The sequence below is a fragment of the Clostridium sp. YIM B02506 genome (assembly GCF_022324845.1).
Taxonomy (GTDB): domain Bacteria; phylum Bacillota; class Clostridia; order Clostridiales; family Clostridiaceae; genus Clostridium_T; species Clostridium_T intestinale.
Genome location: NZ_JAKGTG010000011.1, coordinates 34,090 through 55,344, shown reverse-complemented (window position 1 = coordinate 55,344; position 21,255 = coordinate 34,090). Strand labels below are relative to the sequence as shown.

Below are 21,255 nucleotides of genomic sequence, written 5' to 3'. Positions count from 1 at the left end.
CATACCTCCTTTTTTCTCATTTTAGCATAATACAAAATCCAATAAAATTCCACTATTAATTAATAAAACAGGGTAAATTCAGGAACAGGTAGTGATGCTCCAGTTTCTTTTTGGAATTCATCATAAAGGTTTTTGGCTTTATTATAATTATCCTCTATAGCCTTTTTTATTTCCTCATCATTAATTGAATCTTTTCCATCTAATGCTGCCTTTAAGTTTATCATTCCTCTATCTAAATCTCCATTTATAGAAATGTAAAAACATCCTGCATTATTTAAAGTTAGAGGATCTGCCTTATCTGCTGAATATGCATACCTAACTTCTGTTATAGCTTCAGTATATTTTTCTTTATTCATATATACGGTACCTAATGTTCTATGATATTTAGGAACTGCTTCATTTAAGGAAATTGATTTTTTTAATAAATCTACTGCTGCATCCATTTCATTGTTGGTTAATTTAATCATAGCCATATTGTAGTTAACTTCTGAATCCATCGGTTTTACTAATGATGCTAAGTTAAAATATTCGTAAGCAGCATTACTATCCTTGGCTGTATACCAATAGAAGTCAGCTATTTTAACCATTATATTAAAATTAAAAGGTTCCTTAAGTAGAGCTGTTCTAAAATATGGCTCAGCCTCTTCTGTATTCCCTTTTTTCATCATTACATCTGGTATTAAAAATCCATAATTATCTGGGTAATCCTTATTAGCTAAAATGCTTTTATCAGCCATTTCTAAAGCCTTATCATATTCACCTTTTTCATAATAGTTCCAAGCTTCAGTATGGTATGCAATGTAGGAGTTTTTATTTTCTTTTGTAATTTCACCTAATAGCTCTGCTGCTTTTTCGCTTTCTCCTAAATTCTCATAATTTTTAGCTTTTATAATTTTTATATTTACTTTACCAACATCTTTTCCATCTAACTCTTGTAGATACTTGTCTGCCATATCTGCTGATACAGAAGACATAGAATAAACCTTAGCAATCCACATTTTGTACGCAAGTTCTTCTGGCTCTTTAGAAACTCTCTCAACCAATTTCTCTAATATAAAATTCTTATTATAAGCAGCTTCTTGAGCTATGATGTCAAAAACCTTCTGCTCATCTTTATCCTTATTCCAAGCTTCTTTTAATGTATCTAATCCTTTGTCCCAATCATTTAGAATCATCTGCATCTTAGCTAAAACAGCTATATCATAAGCTGATTCCTCATCAACAGGATATTCTTTAACTAACTCTTCTGCTTTATTTTTTTCTCCATTTACCATATATACTGTATACATTGTTTTTATTAAAGGTTTGTACCCTTCATATGTATCTAAAAATTCTTCACCTATTTTAAGTGCATCATCATAATCCTTATTCATGAAATAAGTAAAAACTACATGGTTTATGAACTCTTTATCCTTTTCTATAAGTTTTTCAGTTTTCGAAACCATAATCTCATTTCTTTTTTCCATTGCTTCCTTTAATAGATTATTTGACTGCTCGTAATCTCTTTTAACTGAGTGTACCTCTGCCATTTTAACTGTCCAAATAGGCCATTTATCGTCTTCTTGTATCTTTTTATATTCAACTAAAGAATTTTCAAAATCTCTTTCATAAAAAAGAGTTTCTGCTTTGTTATTTGCAATGGTTAATCGTCCCTTTTTAAGGGTAGCTACTGTGGAGAAAATAACAATACATAAAACTGCTACTACAATTCCTACAAATGTTTTAGATTTTAAGAAGCTCCATTTCTCAGCCGCCTTATTATATTTACTATAAAGTGTTTTTATTAATTTCTTACACTTATCCTTAATCATGTATAGGTTTTCCTTGAAATTATCCATATTTCCTCCTAAAATTTCATAATTCCTAAGTAGATTCTAACAAAATACTTCTTAAAAAGCTATAAATTTTGTTGTACAAATTTATTTTATATAAATTATCCATTATGTTATACTTCTAATTAGATTTAAAATATATATTATAGTCAATAATCTAAAAAGATTGATTAATTGAAAATTTTAGTGTATATAAATTATGTTAAAAGATTTTTAAAGGTGGTGGGCAAAATTAATATTAAGTCTTTAATTAGTATAATAGCCGGTAAAACAACAATATTTTTATCCAAGAAGCTCTTTAAGGGAGGAAGTAATTTTCCTGGTAGAGTATCTTTAAAGTTAAATAAAAGAATATTAAAAGATATAGCTAAAAATTATAAAGTAATCCTTGTAACAGGTACTAATGGTAAGACCACTACTACTTCTATGATTACTAATATCATAAAAAACAATGGTCTTTCTGTAGTTACTAATAGTACTGGAGCCAACATGTTATCTGGAATAGTTTCATGTTTTGTTGAAAACTACAAGTTCTTCTCTAAAGAATTAAGATATGCTGTAATTGAAGTTGATGAAGCTAATGTTAAGTTTATAACTGAACATATTTCTCCTGATATAATAACAATAACAAATCTATTTAGAGATCAATTAGATAGATATGGCGAAGTTTATACAACCTTAGAAAAAATTCTTGAAGGAATTAAGAAGGTTCCAAACAGTACCCTAGTTTTAAATGGAGACGAGTCCCTACTTGGACGATTAGATTTACCAAATCCTAAAGTTTATTATGGTTTTAATGCTTCTGTTAATGATGATAATAAAATAGATATAAACGCTGATGCTAAGTTCTGTAAGTTCTGTAAAGCTCCTTATTCTTATAATTTTATTACCTACAATCATTTAGGTGATTATTATTGTCCAGAATGTGATTTTAAGAGAGAAGAACTTAAGTATAGTGTTGATAACATTCTAGAACTTACTGCAGATAGTTCTAAAATAACCTTTAATGGTAATGAAGTGGTTTTAACTCAATCTGGTGTTTATAATATTTACAATGGTTTATGTGCTTATTCTATTGCTAAGGAACTTGATTTAAAGGATGAAAAAATAATTGAATCACTAGGTAATCAATCCTCAAGCTTTGGTAGACAAGAGACATTAACTATAAACAATAAGGAAATTAAAATAATATTAGTTAAAAATCCTGCTGGATATAATCAAGCTATAGATACTCTTTGTCTTAATAAAGACGAATTCTCAGCAGCCTTTTTGCTTAATGATAATTATGCTGATGGTAGAGATGTATCTTGGATATGGGATGTTCACTTTGAAAAGTTAAATACCCTTAACTTAAAGGATATATTCATCTCCGGAATAAGAATGTATGATATGGCTCTAAGACTTAAAATAGCTGGTCTTAATGATGAAAAGTTTATAGTTAAAGAGGATTATGAAGGACTTACAAGTTCTATATTAGCTAGTGAAAGTAAAAACATTTATATTTTAGCTACTTACACTGCTATGATCAATTATAGAAAATATCTTCACTCAAAAGGATATATAGAAAAACTTTGGTAGGAGGTTTAGTTATGGAAATAAATATTTGTCACCTTTACCCTGATTTATTGAATGTATATGGTGATTTAGGAAACATATTAATATTGAAACACAGATGTGAAAAAAGAGGAATTAATGTAAACATAATAAATCTCTCTTTAGATGAACCTTTTATGAAAGATGAATATGATATAGTGTTTTTTGGCGGCGGTCAAGATTATGAGCAATCCATTGTTTCAAGAGATTTAACTGGAGAAAAAAGGGATGCCATAAGAGATTATATAGAGGATGGAAAAGTTTTTTTATCTATATGTGGCGGATATCAGCTTTTAGGAAAATATTATTCTGCACCAAATGGAGAAAAGTTAGATGGCTTAAATATTTTAGACCTTTATACAGAAGGTGGAGATAATAGGTTTATAGGTAATACTATGATTCATAATGAAGATTTTAATGAGACCTATGTAGGATTTGAAAACCACTCTGGAAGAACTTATCTAGGTGAGGGATTAAAACCTCTTGGAAAATGTATCACAGGTTATGGTAATAACGGTGAAGATGGTATGGAAGGGTGTATTTATAAAAATACTTACGGAAGTTATTTTCATGGACCACTTCTTTCTAAAAATCCTGAATTTGCAGATAGATTAATTAAAAATGCTTTAGCTCACAAAGGAATTGAAATAGACCTTACTCCTTTAGATGATTCCTTTGAATTAAAAGCTAAAGAAAATGTAATAAACTCTTTAAAGAATAAACCAGCTTAACTTGGTTTATTCTTTTTTAGTATTTTTATAAGTGCATAAATAATTCTAGCTGTATGTCCCCAGACAACCTCGTCTTCCCATACATAGAAGTAGGTTTCATACATACATTTTGAAAACTTATATCCCTCTCCTCCTCTTATGAGATCATAAGGAAAATCCTCTCCCCTATCAACTATTAACTCTCCTTCATGATATATAGGTTCATTTTCTAGTAGAAACTTTAATGGTATCTTAATTAATGAATCTACCTCATCCTTACTATAGGTATCCTTGAGCTCCTTTATTTTAGCTACAAAAGGATACATTATTACTGAAAAAGGTGTAATAAGATAATCCATAGCAGAATATACTTCTAAATCTTCCTTATCTATTCCAAGCTCCTCAACCGTTTCTCTAATAGCTGCCTCTATAGGAGTTTCTCCCTCTTCGATTTTTCCTCCTGGCAAACAAATATCTCCTGGTTGGTGTCTAAGATTTAACGCTCTCTTCTCCAATATCAAATAAATCTCATCATTTTCTTCGTATAAAAGAATCATAACCGAACTTCTTTTATAACTACCAATTTCTTTTGGTACTCTATTCTGTAGCAATGTTTTTATTGATTTTGTATCCATTTTGTATCTCCTTGGTAATTATTTTTACAGTTGTTATTATACTATAATAATGTTATACTTATAAATGCCAAAATTTAAAAGTATAATTTTAAAAATATTAATACGATAGGGAGATGACACATTGAAACGCAAGAATTTAATTTCTACTTTAGTATTAACACTATCTTTAACAATAATTTCGCCTTTTATAACTAAAGCTCATGCTGTAGAGAAACTACAAGCTCCAAGTATAAAAGGAACCTCAGCTATTTCTATTGATTATGAAACTGGCGAAATAATATATGCTAAAGATATTGATGCAAAGGCTTATCCAGCAAGTACTACAAAACTTATGACAGCTTTACTATTTGCTGAAAACAAATCTAAAAATGATGATATTAAATATACTGAGGAGGCAAAGGCTCAGCCAGCTTACTCTTTAAATACTAATTTCCAACCCATACCAATTGGTGGAACTATGACAGCAGCAGATGTTATGAACGCACTTTTATTGTACTCAGCTAATGATTCTGCTTACATGGTTGCTGATGCTGTAGGGGGTACATCTGATAACTTTATCAAGATGATGAATGATAAAGCTAAAGAATTAAACCTTAAAAACACTAATTTTGTAACACCTAATGGAGTTGATGATGGTCCAAATGGAGATAGTCATTACACTACTGCTTTTGATTTAGCTACTATAGGAAAAGCTGCTTACCATAATGATTGGGTAAAAGAAGTAATGGGAACTAAAAAAGCCACTATAACTATAAACAAAACTGCTGAGTTTAAAGTTGACAATAGAAATGAAAACTTAGGACTCGATGGATGTATAGGTGGTAAAACTGGTTTTACCACAAAAGCAGGAAGATGTTTAGTTGCTTTATATGAAAGAGATGGAAGAAAGATAGTTGGAGTTGTTTTAAACTCTGGTAAAGATATTAATAATCCTCAAGTATTTAAAGATATGGAATCTTTAATAAACTATAGTTACGCTGCAGAAAAAACATCCTACATCTCTTCTGGTACCGAAGTTGCTAAAGTTAACGTTGATTATAAGGCATTTAAATTCTTTGGACCAAAGAAAACAGTTGAAGCAAGTGTTTTAGTAGATAAAGATATAACTATATATGATAATGATATTAACAAAAATGAAGGTACTGTAGCTGTAGATGTTCAAGGAAAAGACGCCTGGTCTTTGGCTGCTAAACCTGAAACTGAAGTTAACTTTTCTATTAGAGATTATAATCAAAAATATGTAGGAAAAATAAATATAAGTACCTTTACTCTTATTAAAACTAACATTGTAACTTATTTAATTACTTTAGGTGTTTTAATAGTTGTATTTACTTTAACATATTTATTATTAACTGCAAAAAGCAGACGTAGAAAAAGAAGATATTTTTAATAAATAAATGCCATAGCTAGTCTAATCGAGCTATGGCATTTCATTTTACACTATTTTTTTCTTTAGACTTTTTACTATCTTAACTATCTCAATTGGACTATCTATAAGATAATCTGGGTTAGAGCTTATTAATTCCTCTATTGGAACCACTGTATATCTAACTCCTATAGTTTTACACCCTGCATCTCTTCCACAGATTATATCAAAAGTTGCATCACCAACCATTATAGTCTCATAAGGATCAACTCCTAATAACCTACAAGCCTCTATAGCTGGTTCTGGACTTGGTTTATGCTTTTCCGTCGCCTCAGGTGTCATAATTACATCAAACAAATTAAATATTCCTGCTATTTTCAATCCTCTATCTGCCATTATTTTTCTTTTAGAAGTTACTATTCCAAGTTTAATCCCCATTCCTTTAAGTTCTTGGAGCATGTCCTTCACTTCCGGAAATGCATAACACATACTATCATGTTTAACATCATTAAGCCCTCTATAAGTCGTAACTAATTCTTCCAACTTATCTTCTGTATAAGGTATCAATGATTGAACTAATGGCTTCCCAAATAGTCTTGATATTTCATCGTCTGAAGGTTCGATATCTAATACTTTTTTAAATGCTTCTCTAAAGGAAGTCAAAATAAGCTCATTAGTATCAAGTATTGTTCCATCTAAATCAAATAAAACTGCTTTTATCATAAAAATCCCCTTCCTTCGTTAAAGTTATTCTCAATAAATATAACTATACCTTATAACACCTATTTCTTCAACTTATCATATATATCCTTGTACTTTTCTGCACCCCTATTCCAACTATTATCTGAGTAAAATGCATTTTCTACAACCTTGTTCCATAAGTTTTTATTTCTGTATACATCTAAAGCTCTATCTAGACTATCTAACATATCTCTTGATTCAAATTCCTTAAAAACAAATCCATTACCCTTTTCTGTTAAAAAATTAAATTCTTCTACACTATCCTTTAATCCACCTACTGCTCTCACAATTGGAATTGTTCCATATCTCATAGATATCATTTGAGTCAATCCACAAGGTTCAAACTTTGAAGGAGCTAAAAACAAATCTGAAGATAAGTATATTTCATTAGCTAAATTTATATTAAAATCAATTATAGTTTTTACCCTTCCTTTGTATCTTGATTCTAATTCCATTAATACTTCTTCATAATACCTTTCTCCAGTTCCAGAAACAATTATCTCCATACCCCTATCAATAAATTCATGAATATTAGATATTAATAAATTAATTCCTTTTTGACTTACCAATCTACTTATTACAGATATTATAGGTGTGTTTTCATCTACAACTAAATTTAACTTTCCTTGAAGTTTTCTTTTATTTATTTTTTTATATTTAATTAAATCTTGTATACTTCCCTTCTCTATAGGAACTTTAAATAGATTATAGTCTATTCCATTAAGTATACCTAAAAAGTTCTCATCTTTATCTTTCAAAACCTTCTCCAAACCAAATCCATAATGTTTTTCTTTAACCTCTTTCAAATAACTTGGACTTACTGTTGTTACAATATTGCTTTTATTAATTGCCCATTTCATAAAGTTAATTCCTTCATTATGCTTTAGTTCTTTTTCAGTATAATACCTTTCTTCATCTATTCCAAGCATCCAAAGAGTATCTTTACCAAACTGCCCTTGATAAGCAAGATTATGAATAGTAAAGAGGGTTTTAATATTTCTATATCTATCTTCTTTATAATAAATATCTTTTAATGGTATAACCATAGATGAATGCCAATCGTTGCAGTGTAATATGTCTGGTACAAAGTCCTTTAGATATCTTATCCCTTCTAATACTGCTTTAGAAAAAAATATAAATCTTTCATCATCATCTCCATAACCATACACTTTTTCTCTATAAAAATAATCCGGATTATCTATAAAATAATAATCTATTCCTTTATAATTGCAATGTTCTAATACACAAGGTACTGTTCTCCACCCTATAAACGTCTCATACTTAGCTACAGTTTTAATCTTTTTACGAAAGTATTTAGGAAATTTATACTTAGGCATTATAATTCTAATATCAATATTTTTATCCTTTAAAGCTTTAGTAAGTCCTAAAGCTACATCTCCAAGACCTCCAACTTTCGCAAAAGGATATGCTTCGGCAGTTACAAATAGAACCTTCATAAATTCACTCCCTTTTAGATAAAAAAAGAGCCATACAGCCCTTTTATAAATTTTAAGAATTTATTAGTTTATCTTTTTGGATAATATGTTCATCTATCCATGTAATAATGAAGTTTAATATATCTATTAGATGTTTTTCTTGACTTTCATCTATCTTGCTTAAATCAAAACTATTTATTTTATCAATAAACTCATCATGCTCAACCTTATGAGATAAAAATTTCTTATACCCTATACTAAGCATATATTCTTCCTCAGACTTAAAATGAAATACTGTATAGTTTGCAAGTTCTTCAATAACCTCAACAATCCTATCGTATTTATCTGTTAAAAAATCATTTTTTAACAATTCATAAACTTTATTAGCTATTTCGATTAGCTTTTTGTGTTGTTCATCTATAAGTTCAACACCAATTACATATTCCTCTTTCCAATGTACCATAATACTACCACTCTCCCTTACAGTATTATACTACAATTATATTATTCAGTGATTTTATTCATCAAAAATTTACAATCTTTTTCACTATCTAAATCTTTTCCTTAGAAATCAAAATACGTCTAACAGCATCATTTAACCTATCTTCCGATATTTCTCCTTTTATAACCTTATCTTTTATATAAGTTACAAGTTCCTCATAATCTTTTTCATTGCCGCCTGGAACTACTGTGACTGGCATCAAAATAATATCTGCTCCTGCATTTATAGATTTTTCAACTGCATCTTTTATATTATAGTTTTTAGCTATAGCTCCCATATTAAAAGCATCTGTTATAACAACTCCATTAAACCCCATTTTCTCTTTTAATAAGCTAGTTATCATAGACTTAGATAATGTTGCAGGGGTTTTATCATCATCTAATGCAGGCACTATTATATGCCCTACCATAACCATATCTACATTGTTTTCTATAGCTTTTTTAAATGGATATAATTCAACTTTCTCAATTCTATCTATTGCGTGAATTACTTTAACGAGCTCTTTATGAGAATCTCCTGATGTATCACCATGTCCTGGGAAATGTTTAGCAGTAGCTAATATTCCCTTAGACTTAAGTCCTTTTATAAATTCAACTCCAAACTCAGCTACAACCTTTTCGTCACTACTAAAAGCTCTATTTCCTATGACTGGATTTTTAGGATTAGTATCAACATCCATTATAGGTGCAAAATCTAAGTTTAATCCTAAAGTTTCAAAATCTTCTCCAATAGTGCTTCCAGCTATAAATGCATTTTTAGAGTCTTTCGTATTTCCTATTTCTCTTGCACTTTTTGTTTTATTGCTCGTAGGTATTTTACTTACTTTTCCACCTTCTTGGTCTACTGCTATAAAAAACTTATTATCTTTGCTTAAGGCTTGAATATCTTTAGTTAACTTTTGGGTCTGATCTTTATTTACCATATTATACTCAAATAATATAATTCCAGCTAACTGATGCTTATTCAAAAAATTTTTAGTTTCTTCATTCACATTCGTGAACCTTATTGTTTTCCCGTTATCAACCACATTATCAATGGATAACATCATCATCTGATCAATCTTTTCTTCTATAGACATGTTCTTTACTTTGTCTTTTATTACATCTTGATAAGAATCTATATTTTGAACCTCATCTTTGGCTATACTGCATCCCCCTAAGGTTAATATCAATACAAAAGAAAGAAAAACTTTTAGTAATCTATTCATACTTTATTCTCCTCACTATTAATATTCCTTAGGTTATGTATATTTTGTTTATTCTATACTTTCAGCTAAAATATCATAAGCATACTGAATTATTTCATTTTAATTTCACAAATAAATACACTCTAATGAGTGTATTCAGCTGCTAAAATACTATCTTTTTTAAAATATCTAACTTGATTTCTTAAGTGGCAAAAGGCTTTAATATTTTCATCATTTACACCTAATACATCTATATTTCTTTTAGTTATATTATTGTCTTTACCCATGTAGATAATTGTAACAGCTTTATGATTTTCTATAGATTTTTTTATTATATCCATTACTAATCACCTCTTTAATATATTATAAACTATATTAAAAGTATATGCAAACATTTGTTCTCATATTCGTTTTATTCGTAAAAAAAGACACCCTAAGGTGTCTTGTATTATTTAGCTATTTTATCCATTATTTCTATCCTTGAATCTCCTAAAACCTTGGCAAGTTGTGGAGATATTATTCCATTCTTATACACTCTCTCCCCATTAGAATCAATAATCTTTTTTACTCTTTCTTCTAACTTTTCATAGGTAATAAGATTTTCTAAATACGAGTCTATTGAATCCTTTAAAAATGTTGCTAATTCCTTTGGGTTTTTATATACTGTTCTCATTTTAAACTCCTTTGTATTTCATTAATTTAGAATATTATATATTATAATATTCTAAATTTCAATTTACTTCTATATTTTTCTTAAGTTATAAAATTGTTTTTTTTTAATATCTTATGTTAAACTTAAGTTAGACTAATTTATTGAGGGGGAAGTAAAGTGAAAAATTTCAAAAAAATATCTTTGTTATTAATTATATCTCTAATTTCTGTAATGGTTCTCGGATGTTCAAAAAAAGAGAAACCATCAACAGTTTTTAATAACTTAAAAGATTATTTAAACAAACAAGATTACAAATCAATATATACGTTATTAGATGAAGACTCAAAATCATATATTAGCGAAGATGATTTTGTAAATAAGTATACTAATATATTAGGAAGTTTAGGATCAAAAGACATATCTATATCCTCTGAGGAGTTATCTACTGTAGACAAAACTAAAGAAAGTACAGTTAGTATCCCTTTTACATTATCAATGAACAGTGATTTTGGTGAAATAGACCTCCCTGACTATTCACTAGATTTAACTAAATCAAATGATAAATCTAATCCATGGAAAATTAAGTGGAGTGAAAAACTTATACTTCCTGAATTAGAAAAAGGAGAAAAGGTAAAATTTCAAAGAATAACTGCTGTCAGAGGAGAACTTATGGATAGAAATGGAACTAAGCTAGCTTCAAACGGCAAAGTGGCTTCTGTTGGAATACATCCACGTAAGTTTCTTACAGCTAAAGATTCTAATATACAAGCCCTATCCTCAATACTTGATTTAAGTATTGACTTTATAAAAGATAAGTTTAAAGATGCTGAAAATAAGCTAGATGAGTTTATTCCACTAGTTAAAATTTCCTTAAATGATAAAGAAAAAATTCAAAAAGCTACCAGCCTTCCTGGTGTACAATATATGGAGGTTTCCTCAAGAATCTATAATGGAGGAGAAGCTATAGGGTCATTAATAGGATATACTGCTCCAATAACTGCAGAAGAGCTTGAAAAAAGTTCAGATAAAGGTTACGGTTCTACTAGTAATATTGGCAAAGCTGGTTTAGAACAAGTTTTTGAAACAAGACTCAAAGGAACAGATGGATTTAAGTTAACCGCAACAAGAGATGGTAAAGATGTTACAATACTTCAGAAGGAATCATCACCTGGTGAAAATATAAAACTTACTATAGATTTACCACTACAACAAAAAGTTTATACTGAAATGAGCGGTAAAAAAGGTGCTTCTTCCTCACTAGATCCTAAAACTGGTGAAGTTTTAGCATTAGTTAGCTCACCTTCTTATGATCCTAACATTTTTGTAACTTATAGATCTGATACATTGAAGAAACAAATAGATTCAACTTGGTCTAATATTTCAGTAAACAGATTTAATAATTCCTATGCTCCAGGCTCAATATTTAAGCTTGTTACAGCTTCTATCGGATTAGATCAAGGAGTTATAAAACCAGATGAAGCATTAGATATTAAGGGAGCATCTTGGCAAAAAGACAGTTCTTGGGGTGGCAAAACTATAACTACTACAGTTGATCCTGGAAAACCTGTAAATCTTAAAGATGCTTTTATATACTCACACAATATTTATTTTGCACAACAAGCATTAAAAGTTGACAAGGATAAGTTTGTAGAAGGAATTAAATCTTTTGGTATAGGTGAAGATTTACCTTTCCCATACCCTATGGCAAAAAATCAAATATCTAGTGACAATTCCTTAAAAACCGATGAACTTCTTGCAGATACAGCTTATGGACAAGGGGAACTTTTAATTACACCTTTACACGCTGCTTTAATGTATAGCGCAGTAGTTAATAATGGTAATATAATGAATCCTATAATTGAAATTAGTGATTCTAATCCTCAAAAGATATGGAAAGAAAATGCTATAAGTAAGGATAACATAGATATATTAAAAAATGATTTAATTGCAGTTGTAAATAGTCCGGAAGCTACAGGTAATTTAGCTAAAATAAATGGAGTTAACATAGGTGGAAAGACTGGTACAGCTGAAATAAAATTAAATCAAGGAGATACCGCAGGTACTGAGAATTCTTGGTTTGTTGGAATAAATATGGATAATCCTAAAATGGTAATCGCAATGATGATGGAAGATACTAAATCCATAGGAGGCACACATTACCTTGTACCTAAAGTAAAAAATGTTCTTCAATATTCTTTAGGTTCATAATAAAAAATAGCTATGCATATTAAAATGTATAGCTATTTTTTATCTTTTAATTTTTCAACTCTATAACCAATTTCTCTGTTACTTTTCCTATAAGCTTCTATTATGAGCTCTTCTTTAGTTGGCTCTTGCCCTAATAGAGCATCAATTGTGAGTTGATTTCTAGTGCTGAAATATTTTTCTAAAATTCTTTCCTCTAATTCATCTTGAGAAGCTAAGGTTCCTTCATGTAATATATGTTTAACATCGAAACCTTTTTCCCTTAAAGCTCTTCCTACTAGTATTGCTCTATGACAATTAATAGGATCTTGCATAGCTCCCATTAAAGCTATTTTATATCCTTTATTTAAACCATTTTTTAATCGTTTTATGCCTTCCAAAAAATGTTCATCTCTCATGGCTTTTTCAAAATCTGCATATCCTTCCTTTGTATAAGAACTTCTATTCATTCTTTGAGCTGCAAATTCTTTACCCATATAGATATATAAATAACCCCTATCAGTAAGTGTTTTTCTTATTGTCTCTTTATTAAATTGAACATTGTATTTTGAATAGGGTGTTCCCCTTATATCTATTACGCAATCTATATTAAAAATTTTAAGCATATCTATTAACTTTTCAACAGAATAATTAGAATGTCCTATTGTATAAATTTTCATAAATTATACTCCTTACTAATATCTTTGGTAAACTTGATTTTTATCAAGATATCCACTATCTATTAAAACCCTATCTAAATTATTTTCATCAACTAACACAGGGGTGAGTAAAATAGTTGGAACATCTTTTCTTCCATTATTAACAGTTGTACTAGCATCCACAGGATCTCCTTTTGAAAGTTTTACAGCAAGATCAACTGCTTCCTTTCCAAGTTCTCTACTATCTTTAAAAACAGTCATGCTTTGGGTACCATTTACAATTCTTCGAGCTGCTTCTAACTCTCCATCTTGACCTGTTACTAATACCTTTCCAGCTAACCCTTGCTCGTCCAACGCTCTAATTACAGCACTTGCAATATTGTCATTAGGGGATAATATTGCAACTACATTATTATTATTTTCTACAAGTGCATTTTTAACTATATTATATGCATTTAATGGATTCCAATCAATAACTGGTGCTTCTTTTACTATATTTATATATCTTTGTAGTACACGAGGTCTTATATACTCCATAGCTCCCTCTCTAAGCAGAGATGAATTGTTATCCGCTGGATCCCCAAATAGAATTATATAATTTCCTCTTGGAGCTTTTTCTATTAAATATCTTCCTTGAATCTGCCCAACCCTTAAGCTGCTGTATGTTATATATGCATCTATATCTGCATCTAGTATTAATCTATCGTAAGCTATAATTTTAATTCCAGCCTTTTTTGCTTTATCAAGTACAGGGGCTAAGCTTTTAGAATTTATAGGAGCTATTATTAGAACTTGAACTCCTTGATCTATCATCTCATCTATTTGCTCATTTTGCCTGTTAGCATTATTTTCAGCTATAGTAACTTTAAGTGGCACTCCTAACATATCAGCCTGCATTTCCATAGCTCTTCCATCTATTGCCCACCTATTCTGTATTTCACTTGGTAATGATACTCCTATTGATCCTTGTCTGTTTCCAATATATCTATCTATAAATTGATTTCTCCAGTTGTATTCATATAATTCCACTGCTTTGATTTCTAATATCTCGCTACAAATATAAAAAATTGGTACTAAAAAAGTATCTGGTAGTGATATATACATTTTTACCTCTAACTATAATTACTCCTTAATACATAGAATACTCATTTTATATGCATTTATTACTTTACAAAACTATTTCTTTCATATACCTCATTTTTACCTAGATAACCACTATCAATAAGAACTCTATCTATATTATTCTTATCTACTAATATAGGATTAAGTAAAATTGACGGTACATCAACTTTGCCATTATTAGTTATATCACTTACATCAAGTGCTTCTCCTCTTGCAAGCTTAACAGCAGTATTTATAGCCTCTTTTCCTAATTCCCTAGTATCTTTAAAAACTGTCATACTTTGAGTCCCTTTAACTATCCGTTTAGCAGCTTCTAAATCTGCATCTTGTCCTGTAACCACAGTCTTACCAGCTAAGCCTTGTTCTTCCAACGCCCTAATTGCACCCTCTGCTACTGAATCACTTGGAGCTAATATAGAATCTATTTTGTTGTTATTTTCCTTTAGTGCATCTTTTACTATATTATAAGAAACTTCAGGGGACCATTTAAATGCAGTACCTTCCTTTACTATATTTATATATCTTTGCAAAACCCTAGGTCTAATATAGTCCATAGCTCCTTGATTAATTAATACAGCATTATTATCATACGGATGTCCCAAAATTATTACGTAACTACCTGTCGGAACCTTTTCAATTAAATATCTACCCATAATTTCCCCAACTCTTACACTATCAAAACTTATAAAAGCATCAAGATCTACATTGGGTATAAGTCTATCATATGCTATAACCTTTATTCCTTTATCCTTAGCCTTTTTTATTACTTGCTCTAAAACACTTCCACTAATAGGTACTATTATCAATATATCAACACCTTGTGCTATTAGTTCCTCTAACTGCAGTATTTGATTTTCTTCACTGTTATTAGCATTTTTAACTATTATTGGTATCCCTAGCATATCTGCCTGTTCTTCCATAGCTCTACCATCTCTAGCCCATCTTTTTGGCACCTCACTTGGTAGAGAAACTCCTATTAATCCTTGTCTAAAAGAAAAAAACTCATTTCTAAAATTTTCTTTCAACTCAAATTCTTTATTTCTTATTTCTTTAATACCTAAGCTATCTTTAGAAGCATATCTAGTGGGTACTAAAAAGTTTTCTGGCATTAACAAAAACACTTTTACCTCTAAGTATAATTATTCCTTAATACATAGAATACTCTTTTTGTATTCATTTATTACTTTACAAAATTATTTATTTTCATTTATTACAATATATTGTACTTTCAAATAATATGACGTGCTATTGTCATGTTATTTGATTTATAATAAAAATAAATAATTGTAAAGAGGTGATATTATGCCAACTCCTTTAAAATACATGTATGATGAAATTTTTCTTAATAATTTTTCCAAAAAAATTCATAGCGTATATGATAAATTTAACATAGAGAGTTTTGTACATACAGTAATGGATAACTCCTGGGAAACCCTTGAACTAAAAGAGAGAATTCGTAAGATAACTCTTGCATTAGGTGAACATCTCCCAACTGAATACGAAAAAGCCTTAGATATACTATTCTCTATTGATGAATCTTGTGTTGGATTTCCTTACTTATTTTTTCCTGACTTTGTAGAAGTATATGGGCAAGCTGATGAATATTGGCCCCTATCCATGAAGGCACTTGAAAGATTCACCATTAAGTCATCATCTGAATTTGCTGTTAGACCCTTTATACTTAAAAAACCTGAAGTTATGATACTTCAAATGAAATCTTGGGCTAATAGTTCAAATGAACATGTTCGAAGACTCGCTAGTGAGGGCTTAAGACCACGTTTACCTTGGGGAATGTCTCTTCCAATTTTTAAAACTGATCCTATTCCAGTTTTATCTGTACTTGAAATATTAAAAAATGATGAATCACTTTATGTAAGAAAAAGCGTTAGTAATAATTTAAATGATATTTCAAAAGATAATCCTAATTTAGTATTAGAAACAGCTTTAGCTTGGAAAGGTGTAAATTCTAATACGGATTGGATAATAAGACATGGTTGTAGAACTTTAATAAAAAAGTCGCATCCAAAAGCTCTTGAACTTTTCGGTTATTCTCTTAATGGCAGCAATGATTTTTCAATAAAAAAAGCTTTTCTAAAAATAAATCCTTATAACATAACCATAGGAGATAGCTGTGACCTTCATTACGATTTAAAACTTGAGGTAAATAGAAAAACTAAAATTAGAATAGAATATAAGATAGATTTTATAAAAGCTAAAGGTAAAAAATCCAGCAAAGCCTTTCTTATATCAGATAAAGAAATTTCAAAAGATATTAATATAGAAGGCAGGCGTACTCATAGCTTTAAAGATTTAACTACACGTAAACATTATCCTGGAGAGCACTCTATAACTCTCCTCATAAATGGTAATGAAGTTTCTAAAGATACTCTAATCCTTAAGTAAAATAAAAGCACTTAGAAAAAAATCTAGGTGCTTTAACTTTGTTATATACTTCAATTCAAAGTGTTAATTATATATAATAAGCTTACGCTTTCAAGCATAAACTACAGTATCCTTACCATTTATAATACTTTCTCAAGCTCTTCTTTAATATTATTTGTAAGTACTCCCCCATGATAACATATAATCTTTTCTATATTATAGGACATAAACTTTTTTATAGATTCTTTTGCACTAACCATATCTAAGGTATATTCAGGATTAGCAATAGATAAATGACCTTTTTCAATAATCATAGCATCTCCAGTAATTAAAGTTTTGCTTTCTTTAACATATATTGATATATGTCCTGGCATATGCCCTGGAGTATTTATTATCTCTAGTCCTCCACAACAATTAAGAACTTCTCCATCTTCTACACATTTATCTACAAAAACATTCTCTAAATCTTCAAGCTGCTTTTGAAACTTTCTAGCACCAGCTTTTTCATTTTCCGGAAGCATATCATAAATATCCTCTGCCTGCTTTAACCTTAAAGATTTTACTTTTCCGCTTACATATTTCTCTTCCTCTATAGACGAAATAATCTCAACACTTGGATACTTTCTTTTTAGCTCAGCTAAAGATCCCATATGATCGTAGTCATGATGTGTAATTATAACCTTTGTTAAATTACTTATATCTACATTATTTTCTTTGGCTGCTTTTTCTATTAACTCTAATGAATTTGGATAACCGCAGTCAATCAAAATCATTTCTTTATCGTCCCTTAAGATCACAGGGAAAATACAATTAACTGAATCATTATAAAAATATTTTAATTCCAATACTTCTAAAGTGCTCATTTTCTCCCTCCTAGATAAATCTATACTTAATACTATATCATAATTATTTTTAATCTTATTGCTCATAATTGTTTCTGTATTAATAAAGCAAGAAGCAGTTAATATTTCTACCAACTGCTTCTTACTAATTTCATCTGATGTCTAGCCACTGTAACACTCCCACGCACTGTGTGAAAGCGACTATGCCAAATATAAAATTTGGAATATCTTCTTTTCTTCAAGTGGGAGATAACCGTGGCACGACCCTAGCTATGTTCAGCAATTCTATTTAAGTTTATTTTATGTTTGAATTTCTCAATTGATCTATTAATTATAAGTTCCTCTGGAAAATTAACTTCCTTTAAAACTTCATATGCTAAATCATATTTACAAATATCTGTATCTATATGAGCGTCACTTGATACTATAATTTCCACATCATACTTCTTGCATAGCTCTAACATACTAATGTTATTTTCTCTAGCATTTTTTCTATTATTAATAGGATTTAAGGAGTTATTGTTAAGCTCTAAAAGTGTATTATACTCTTTAGCGGCTTGTACAATAATCTCATAATTTAAAGGACAATCTCCATCATCGGGATGACTTATAATATCTATTCTTGGATTCTTTATTGCCTCCATTATAGCATTTGTATTTTGTTCCATAGTTCCATGTGTATAACAATGATGATGTATTCCTGCTATTCTTATGTCTAACTTATCTATGATTCTATCCTCTAAACTAAGTTTACCATCATAATCTAAAATATTTATCTCAGCTCCAAGCATAAGTTCTACTCCATACATCTCTCTAGGAACCACTCGTAAGTTGGCAAAATAAATAGGTGCGCATGTTCCTGGTATTCCTGTTGCATGTTCTGTAATTCCTAACAATTTTAAACCTTTATTAGAAGCCTCTTTAGCCATTTCTCTTATAGTGCTATAAGCATGACAACTTGCTATTGTATGTGTGTGAACGTCCAATTCTATATTCATTTCTACCTCCTTGAAATATAAGAATTAATTACACTAACTATTATACCTCTAATTTATTTACTTAGATTATAAAAAATAAAAAACCTCAATTTCTCAAGGTTTCTTATCTTATTAAAATTCAAAATATATCCAATTATCTATTTCCAGATCATTAAAATAGTACCTGAAGTTATAAGTGCTCCTGCTATAAATGTTTTTATGGTGAAATCTTCTTTTAATATGAAAAATGATAAAATCAATGTAAGTACTATGCTTAATTTGTCAATCAATGCAACCTGTGCAACTTGTCCCAACGAAATAGCTTTATAATAAAATACCCAAGACAATCCGGTAGCTATACCTGAAAGTATTAAGAATGTCCAATTTTGCTTAGTTAAGCTGGTTATCCCTTTGTATCCTCCTGTACTTAAAACAATTCCCCATGCTAGAACTATTATCACTACAGTTCTTATAGCAGTAGCTAAATTAGAATCTACTCCTTTAATACCTATTTTGGCTAGAATTGATGTAAGCGCTGCAAATACTGCTGAAAGTATGGCAAATAATTTCCACATTCTTTACCCTCCCTATAAAAATCACTACTTCTTTACTTTAGCTTATTCTGATTTGATTAATTCGTTACAAAATTAAATATTTATTTTTAGTATTATAGCATAAATAAAAGTATACATTCTACTAAATTAAAGCTTAGTAAAAGTATACTTTAAAGCTTATTTTTCTAACTTTATTGATATTAAGAGTTTTTTACAGGATGCCTTATTACGGTTTTTAGTTTATCTAAGCTTGTTTTTCTAGGATCAGACAGATAAATTTCATGATGTCTTTTTATTATACCTTGTTCATTTATGGTAGAGATTGCATTTATCAAATTATTATCTTCTACATATTTATCTAACTTTTCTACAGTTTTAGGTTCATCATCATATGAACCAATGTGCATAATTTGAACACAAAGACCTTCTCTGAAACTTTGTAATCTAGCCTTAGAAACATTTAAATCAGGTTTCTTTCTTAATACCTCACTACATGCCCACTCAAACACCTCTTCTGTAACAAATTCAGGCTGTCTTATCATTGATGTCCACTCAAATTTATCCTTCTTCTTAAAATCCATACCATCATTCTCCATCCACCAAAGCCCTTCAAGAGGGGGAACAACATATTCGAAATAACCTTCTATATTATAACTTCCCTTTTTACTCATTTTGATAGTATAAGATAAGGCATACAAAATTTCCACTGCTGATTGATATTCTCCATCCTCATCATTTGGATTTCCTTTTCCATCTACCATAATAAAATTCATTTCAGGTACATCAACTAACATTGGTTCATTTTTAGGCAGATATAAGTCTTTAAACTCTTTTTTATAATCTAATTTAATTTGAATCATTCTATTTTCTCCTCCTACTTTATTGGAATTATAATTTCAGTTATATAATTATTAGGGTTGCCTTTAAATATTTTACCTGGCCCTTTAATATATATTTCTCTTGATGGTGTTAAACATTTATAATTTTTATCTTTTGCATAATCTAATATGGATTTATAAGCCATATTTAGGCTCCCATAATCACCTTTATGAATTGTAGCAACTGCTTTTATCTTAGGTAATTCTTTTATTGTTACCTCGTCATTTTCAATTTTTTCTGATGTTGGTACACATAGTTCTATGTCGGCCTCTTCAGCATATTCACTATCATAATAACAGTTAAAAGGCTCTCCCACTGCTTTCCCTTTTATTGCTTTATATATTTTTCCAATATGCTTTCCTACATCGCTATACTTTCCTTTAAATCTAATTGATGCAACCCTCACAGCTTCAAGCTCTTTAATTTTAATTTCATAGCTCATACTAATCTCCTCTTCCTTATCTAAATTAATATAGAGGTCTATCTTTTTAAGTAATAGTTTTTCTTGCTGAATTTTCTTTTCTATTAACTCTTTCTTTTCTTGTAAATAATAAGATAAATCTGATTTATCCTCATAGCTATTAAGTAGATCTTTAATCTCAGAAATAGAAAAATCTAAGTTTCGTAACATCAGTATTAGCTCCGCCTTTTTAAAATCCTCTTCGCTATAATACCTATAATTAGTATCCTCATCTCTATAAGATGGAGTTAGTATATTTTCTTCATCATAATATCTTAAAGTCTTTACAGTCATATTTGTTATCTTTGAAAACTCACCTATTTTATACATTTCTTCCCCTCCATAACATCAGTATAACCTATCCCCTGCACTGGAAAGTCAATATATTTTCATAACACTGTTTCAATGTTACAATGTTCCAATGCTTCACTGTTCCGCTGTTCCTATGTTTTTATGTTTCTACGCAAGTATGTTTTTATGCAATTATGCTTCCCTGTTTTGCTGTTCCAATGCTGTTATGCTCCTATGATTTTAGAATCAAAA

General features: G+C 29.6%; 21 protein-coding genes. 5 read left to right on the top strand and 16 right to left on the bottom strand.

The annotated features are described in order from the left end of the window. Window positions 1-59: 59 nt before the first annotated feature. On the bottom strand, window positions 60-1,838 hold the full coding sequence (locus L1S49_RS10445; RefSeq protein WP_238904215.1) for a hypothetical protein: 1,779 nt from the start codon (window positions 1,836-1,838) through the stop codon (window positions 60-62). A gap of 216 nt (window positions 1,839-2,054) precedes the next feature. Here L1S49_RS10445 and L1S49_RS10440 point away from each other — a divergent pair, with 216 nt between their 5' ends. Next, window positions 2,055-3,410, top strand: a complete 1,356-nt coding sequence (locus L1S49_RS10440; RefSeq protein ID WP_181603701.1) for a Mur ligase family protein — start codon at window positions 2,055-2,057, stop codon at window positions 3,408-3,410. 11 nt (window positions 3,411-3,421) lie between these two features. Next, window positions 3,422-4,156, top strand: a complete 735-nt coding sequence (locus L1S49_RS10435) for a type 1 glutamine amidotransferase (protein WP_021802385.1) — start codon at window positions 3,422-3,424, stop codon at window positions 4,154-4,156. On the opposite strand, the gene L1S49_RS10430 is transcribed toward L1S49_RS10435, so the two are convergent. Then, window positions 4,153-4,770 carry a CoA pyrophosphatase gene (locus L1S49_RS10430; protein WP_238904213.1) on the bottom strand — a complete coding sequence of 206 codons (618 nt, stop codon included), beginning with the start codon at window positions 4,768-4,770 and terminating at the stop codon, window positions 4,153-4,155. The two genes, L1S49_RS10435 and L1S49_RS10430, sit on opposite strands and share 4 nt — an antisense overlap. 121 nt (window positions 4,771-4,891) lie before the next feature. On the opposite strand from L1S49_RS10430, the gene L1S49_RS10425 reads away from it, so the two are divergent. Continuing rightward, on the top strand, window positions 4,892-6,160 hold the full coding sequence (locus L1S49_RS10425) for a D-alanyl-D-alanine carboxypeptidase family protein (RefSeq protein WP_238904211.1): 1,269 nt from the start codon (window positions 4,892-4,894) through the stop codon (window positions 6,158-6,160). A 45-nt stretch (window positions 6,161-6,205) separates the two neighbouring features. Here L1S49_RS10425 and ppaX read toward each other — a convergent pair whose 3' ends face one another. The 6 genes from ppaX to L1S49_RS10395 all read right to left on the bottom strand — a co-directional run bounded on the left by ppaX (window position 6,206) and on the right by L1S49_RS10395 (window position 10,674). Beyond that, window positions 6,206-6,859: a pyrophosphatase PpaX gene (gene ppaX / locus L1S49_RS10420; RefSeq protein WP_238904209.1), complete on the bottom strand. Its 654-nt coding sequence runs from the start codon at window positions 6,857-6,859 to the stop codon at window positions 6,206-6,208. Window positions 6,860-6,918: 59 nt separating this feature from the next. Then, window positions 6,919-8,334 carry a glycogen/starch synthase gene (locus L1S49_RS10415; RefSeq protein ID WP_238904207.1) on the bottom strand — a complete coding sequence of 472 codons (1,416 nt, stop codon included), beginning with the start codon at window positions 8,332-8,334 and terminating at the stop codon, window positions 6,919-6,921. Between the two features lie 52 nt (window positions 8,335-8,386). Continuing rightward, entirely contained in the window at window positions 8,387-8,776 is a 390-nt protein-coding gene (locus L1S49_RS10410; protein WP_238904205.1) for a bacteriohemerythrin, read from the bottom strand. 88 nt (window positions 8,777-8,864) lie between these two features. After that, window positions 8,865-10,022: a glycoside hydrolase family 3 N-terminal domain-containing protein gene (locus tag L1S49_RS10405; protein ID WP_238904203.1), complete on the bottom strand. Its 1,158-nt coding sequence runs from the start codon at window positions 10,020-10,022 to the stop codon at window positions 8,865-8,867. A gap of 122 nt (window positions 10,023-10,144) precedes the next feature. Then, a complete protein-coding gene (locus tag L1S49_RS10400; RefSeq protein ID WP_021802392.1) occupies window positions 10,145-10,342 on the bottom strand; it encodes a hypothetical protein in 198 nt (65 codons plus the stop codon). 107 nt (window positions 10,343-10,449) lie between these two features. Continuing rightward, a complete protein-coding gene (locus L1S49_RS10395) occupies window positions 10,450-10,674 on the bottom strand; it encodes a TIGR04540 family protein (protein WP_021802393.1) in 225 nt (74 codons plus the stop codon). 156 nt (window positions 10,675-10,830) lie between these two features. On the opposite strand from L1S49_RS10395, the gene L1S49_RS10390 reads away from it, so the two are divergent. Beyond that, window positions 10,831-12,861 (top strand): penicillin-binding transpeptidase domain-containing protein, encoded by a 2,031-nt coding sequence (locus tag L1S49_RS10390; RefSeq protein WP_238904201.1) that lies wholly within the window; start codon window positions 10,831-10,833, stop codon window positions 12,859-12,861. Window positions 12,862-12,893: 32 nt separating this feature from the next. Here the strand turns inward: L1S49_RS10390 and L1S49_RS10385 are convergent, their stop codons facing one another. Genes L1S49_RS10385 through L1S49_RS10375 form a run of 3 tightly spaced genes read right to left on the bottom strand, consistent with a single transcriptional unit; the run spans window position 12,894 to window position 15,727 of the window. Further along, on the bottom strand, window positions 12,894-13,517 hold the full coding sequence (locus L1S49_RS10385; RefSeq protein WP_238904198.1) for a DUF488 domain-containing protein: 624 nt from the start codon (window positions 13,515-13,517) through the stop codon (window positions 12,894-12,896). Window positions 13,518-13,532: 15 nt separating this feature from the next. Continuing rightward, window positions 13,533-14,600 (bottom strand): substrate-binding domain-containing protein, encoded by a 1,068-nt coding sequence (locus L1S49_RS10380; RefSeq protein ID WP_238904196.1) that lies wholly within the window; start codon window positions 14,598-14,600, stop codon window positions 13,533-13,535. A gap of 59 nt (window positions 14,601-14,659) precedes the next feature. Further along, window positions 14,660-15,727 carry a substrate-binding domain-containing protein gene (locus L1S49_RS10375; protein ID WP_238904194.1) on the bottom strand — a complete coding sequence of 356 codons (1,068 nt, stop codon included), beginning with the start codon at window positions 15,725-15,727 and terminating at the stop codon, window positions 14,660-14,662. Window positions 15,728-15,920: 193 nt separating this feature from the next. Between L1S49_RS10375 and L1S49_RS10370 the strand changes: the two genes are divergently transcribed. Continuing rightward, window positions 15,921-17,021: a DNA alkylation repair protein gene (locus tag L1S49_RS10370; RefSeq protein ID WP_238904192.1), complete on the top strand. Its 1,101-nt coding sequence runs from the start codon at window positions 15,921-15,923 to the stop codon at window positions 17,019-17,021. A 119-nt stretch (window positions 17,022-17,140) separates the two neighbouring features. On the opposite strand, the gene L1S49_RS10365 is transcribed toward L1S49_RS10370, so the two are convergent. The 5 genes from L1S49_RS10365 to L1S49_RS10345 all read right to left on the bottom strand — a co-directional run bounded on the left by L1S49_RS10365 (window position 17,141) and on the right by L1S49_RS10345 (window position 21,042). Next, window positions 17,141-17,863: an MBL fold metallo-hydrolase gene (locus L1S49_RS10365; RefSeq protein WP_238904190.1), complete on the bottom strand. Its 723-nt coding sequence runs from the start codon at window positions 17,861-17,863 to the stop codon at window positions 17,141-17,143. A 245-nt stretch (window positions 17,864-18,108) separates the two neighbouring features. Then, entirely contained in the window at window positions 18,109-18,840 is a 732-nt protein-coding gene (locus L1S49_RS10360; protein WP_238904188.1) for a phosphatase, read from the bottom strand. Between the two features lie 137 nt (window positions 18,841-18,977). Beyond that, entirely contained in the window at window positions 18,978-19,394 is a 417-nt protein-coding gene (locus L1S49_RS10355; protein ID WP_073016933.1) for an EamA family transporter, read from the bottom strand. A 179-nt stretch (window positions 19,395-19,573) separates the two neighbouring features. Next, entirely contained in the window at window positions 19,574-20,233 is a 660-nt protein-coding gene (locus L1S49_RS10350; RefSeq protein ID WP_238904186.1) for a GyrI-like domain-containing protein, read from the bottom strand. 14 nt (window positions 20,234-20,247) lie between these two features. After that, window positions 20,248-21,042, bottom strand: coding sequence for a MerR family transcriptional regulator (locus tag L1S49_RS10345; RefSeq protein ID WP_238904184.1), 795 nt, complete (start codon window positions 21,040-21,042; stop codon window positions 20,248-20,250). Window positions 21,043-21,255: the final 213 nt, after the last annotated feature.

Excerpts from the sequence above, each read along its gene's own strand:
- L1S49_RS10445 (WP_238904215.1), bottom strand. The coding sequence starts at position 1,838 with ATGGATAATTTCAAGGAAAACCTATACATGATTAAGGATAAGTGTAAG.
- L1S49_RS10435 (WP_021802385.1), top strand. The coding sequence starts at position 3,422 with ATGGAAATAAATATTTGTCACCTTTACCCTGATTTATTGAATGTATAT.
- L1S49_RS10430 (WP_238904213.1), bottom strand. The coding sequence starts at position 4,770 with ATGGATACAAAATCAATAAAAACATTGCTACAGAATAGAGTACCAAAA.
- ppaX (WP_238904209.1), bottom strand. The coding sequence starts at position 6,859 with ATGATAAAAGCAGTTTTATTTGATTTAGATGGAACAATACTTGATACT.
- L1S49_RS10415 (WP_238904207.1), bottom strand. The coding sequence starts at position 8,334 with ATGAAGGTTCTATTTGTAACTGCCGAAGCATATCCTTTTGCGAAAGTT.
- L1S49_RS10410 (WP_238904205.1), bottom strand. The coding sequence starts at position 8,776 with ATGGTACATTGGAAAGAGGAATATGTAATTGGTGTTGAACTTATAGAT.
- L1S49_RS10405 (WP_238904203.1), bottom strand. The coding sequence starts at position 10,022 with ATGAATAGATTACTAAAAGTTTTTCTTTCTTTTGTATTGATATTAACC.
- L1S49_RS10400 (WP_021802392.1), bottom strand. The coding sequence starts at position 10,342 with ATGGATATAATAAAAAAATCTATAGAAAATCATAAAGCTGTTACAATT.
- L1S49_RS10395 (WP_021802393.1), bottom strand. The coding sequence starts at position 10,674 with ATGAGAACAGTATATAAAAACCCAAAGGAATTAGCAACATTTTTAAAG.
- L1S49_RS10385 (WP_238904198.1), bottom strand. The coding sequence starts at position 13,517 with ATGAAAATTTATACAATAGGACATTCTAATTATTCTGTTGAAAAGTTA.
- L1S49_RS10380 (WP_238904196.1), bottom strand. The coding sequence starts at position 14,600 with ATGTATATATCACTACCAGATACTTTTTTAGTACCAATTTTTTATATT.
- L1S49_RS10375 (WP_238904194.1), bottom strand. The coding sequence starts at position 15,727 with ATGCCAGAAAACTTTTTAGTACCCACTAGATATGCTTCTAAAGATAGC.
- L1S49_RS10370 (WP_238904192.1), top strand. The coding sequence starts at position 15,921 with ATGCCAACTCCTTTAAAATACATGTATGATGAAATTTTTCTTAATAAT.
- L1S49_RS10365 (WP_238904190.1), bottom strand. The coding sequence starts at position 17,863 with ATGAGCACTTTAGAAGTATTGGAATTAAAATATTTTTATAATGATTCA.
- L1S49_RS10360 (WP_238904188.1), bottom strand. The coding sequence starts at position 18,840 with ATGAATATAGAATTGGACGTTCACACACATACAATAGCAAGTTGTCAT.
- L1S49_RS10355 (WP_073016933.1), bottom strand. The coding sequence starts at position 19,394 with ATGTGGAAATTATTTGCCATACTTTCAGCAGTATTTGCAGCGCTTACA.
- L1S49_RS10350 (WP_238904186.1), bottom strand. The coding sequence starts at position 20,233 with ATGATTCAAATTAAATTAGATTATAAAAAAGAGTTTAAAGACTTATAT.
- L1S49_RS10345 (WP_238904184.1), bottom strand. The coding sequence starts at position 21,042 with ATGTATAAAATAGGTGAGTTTTCAAAGATAACAAATATGACTGTAAAG.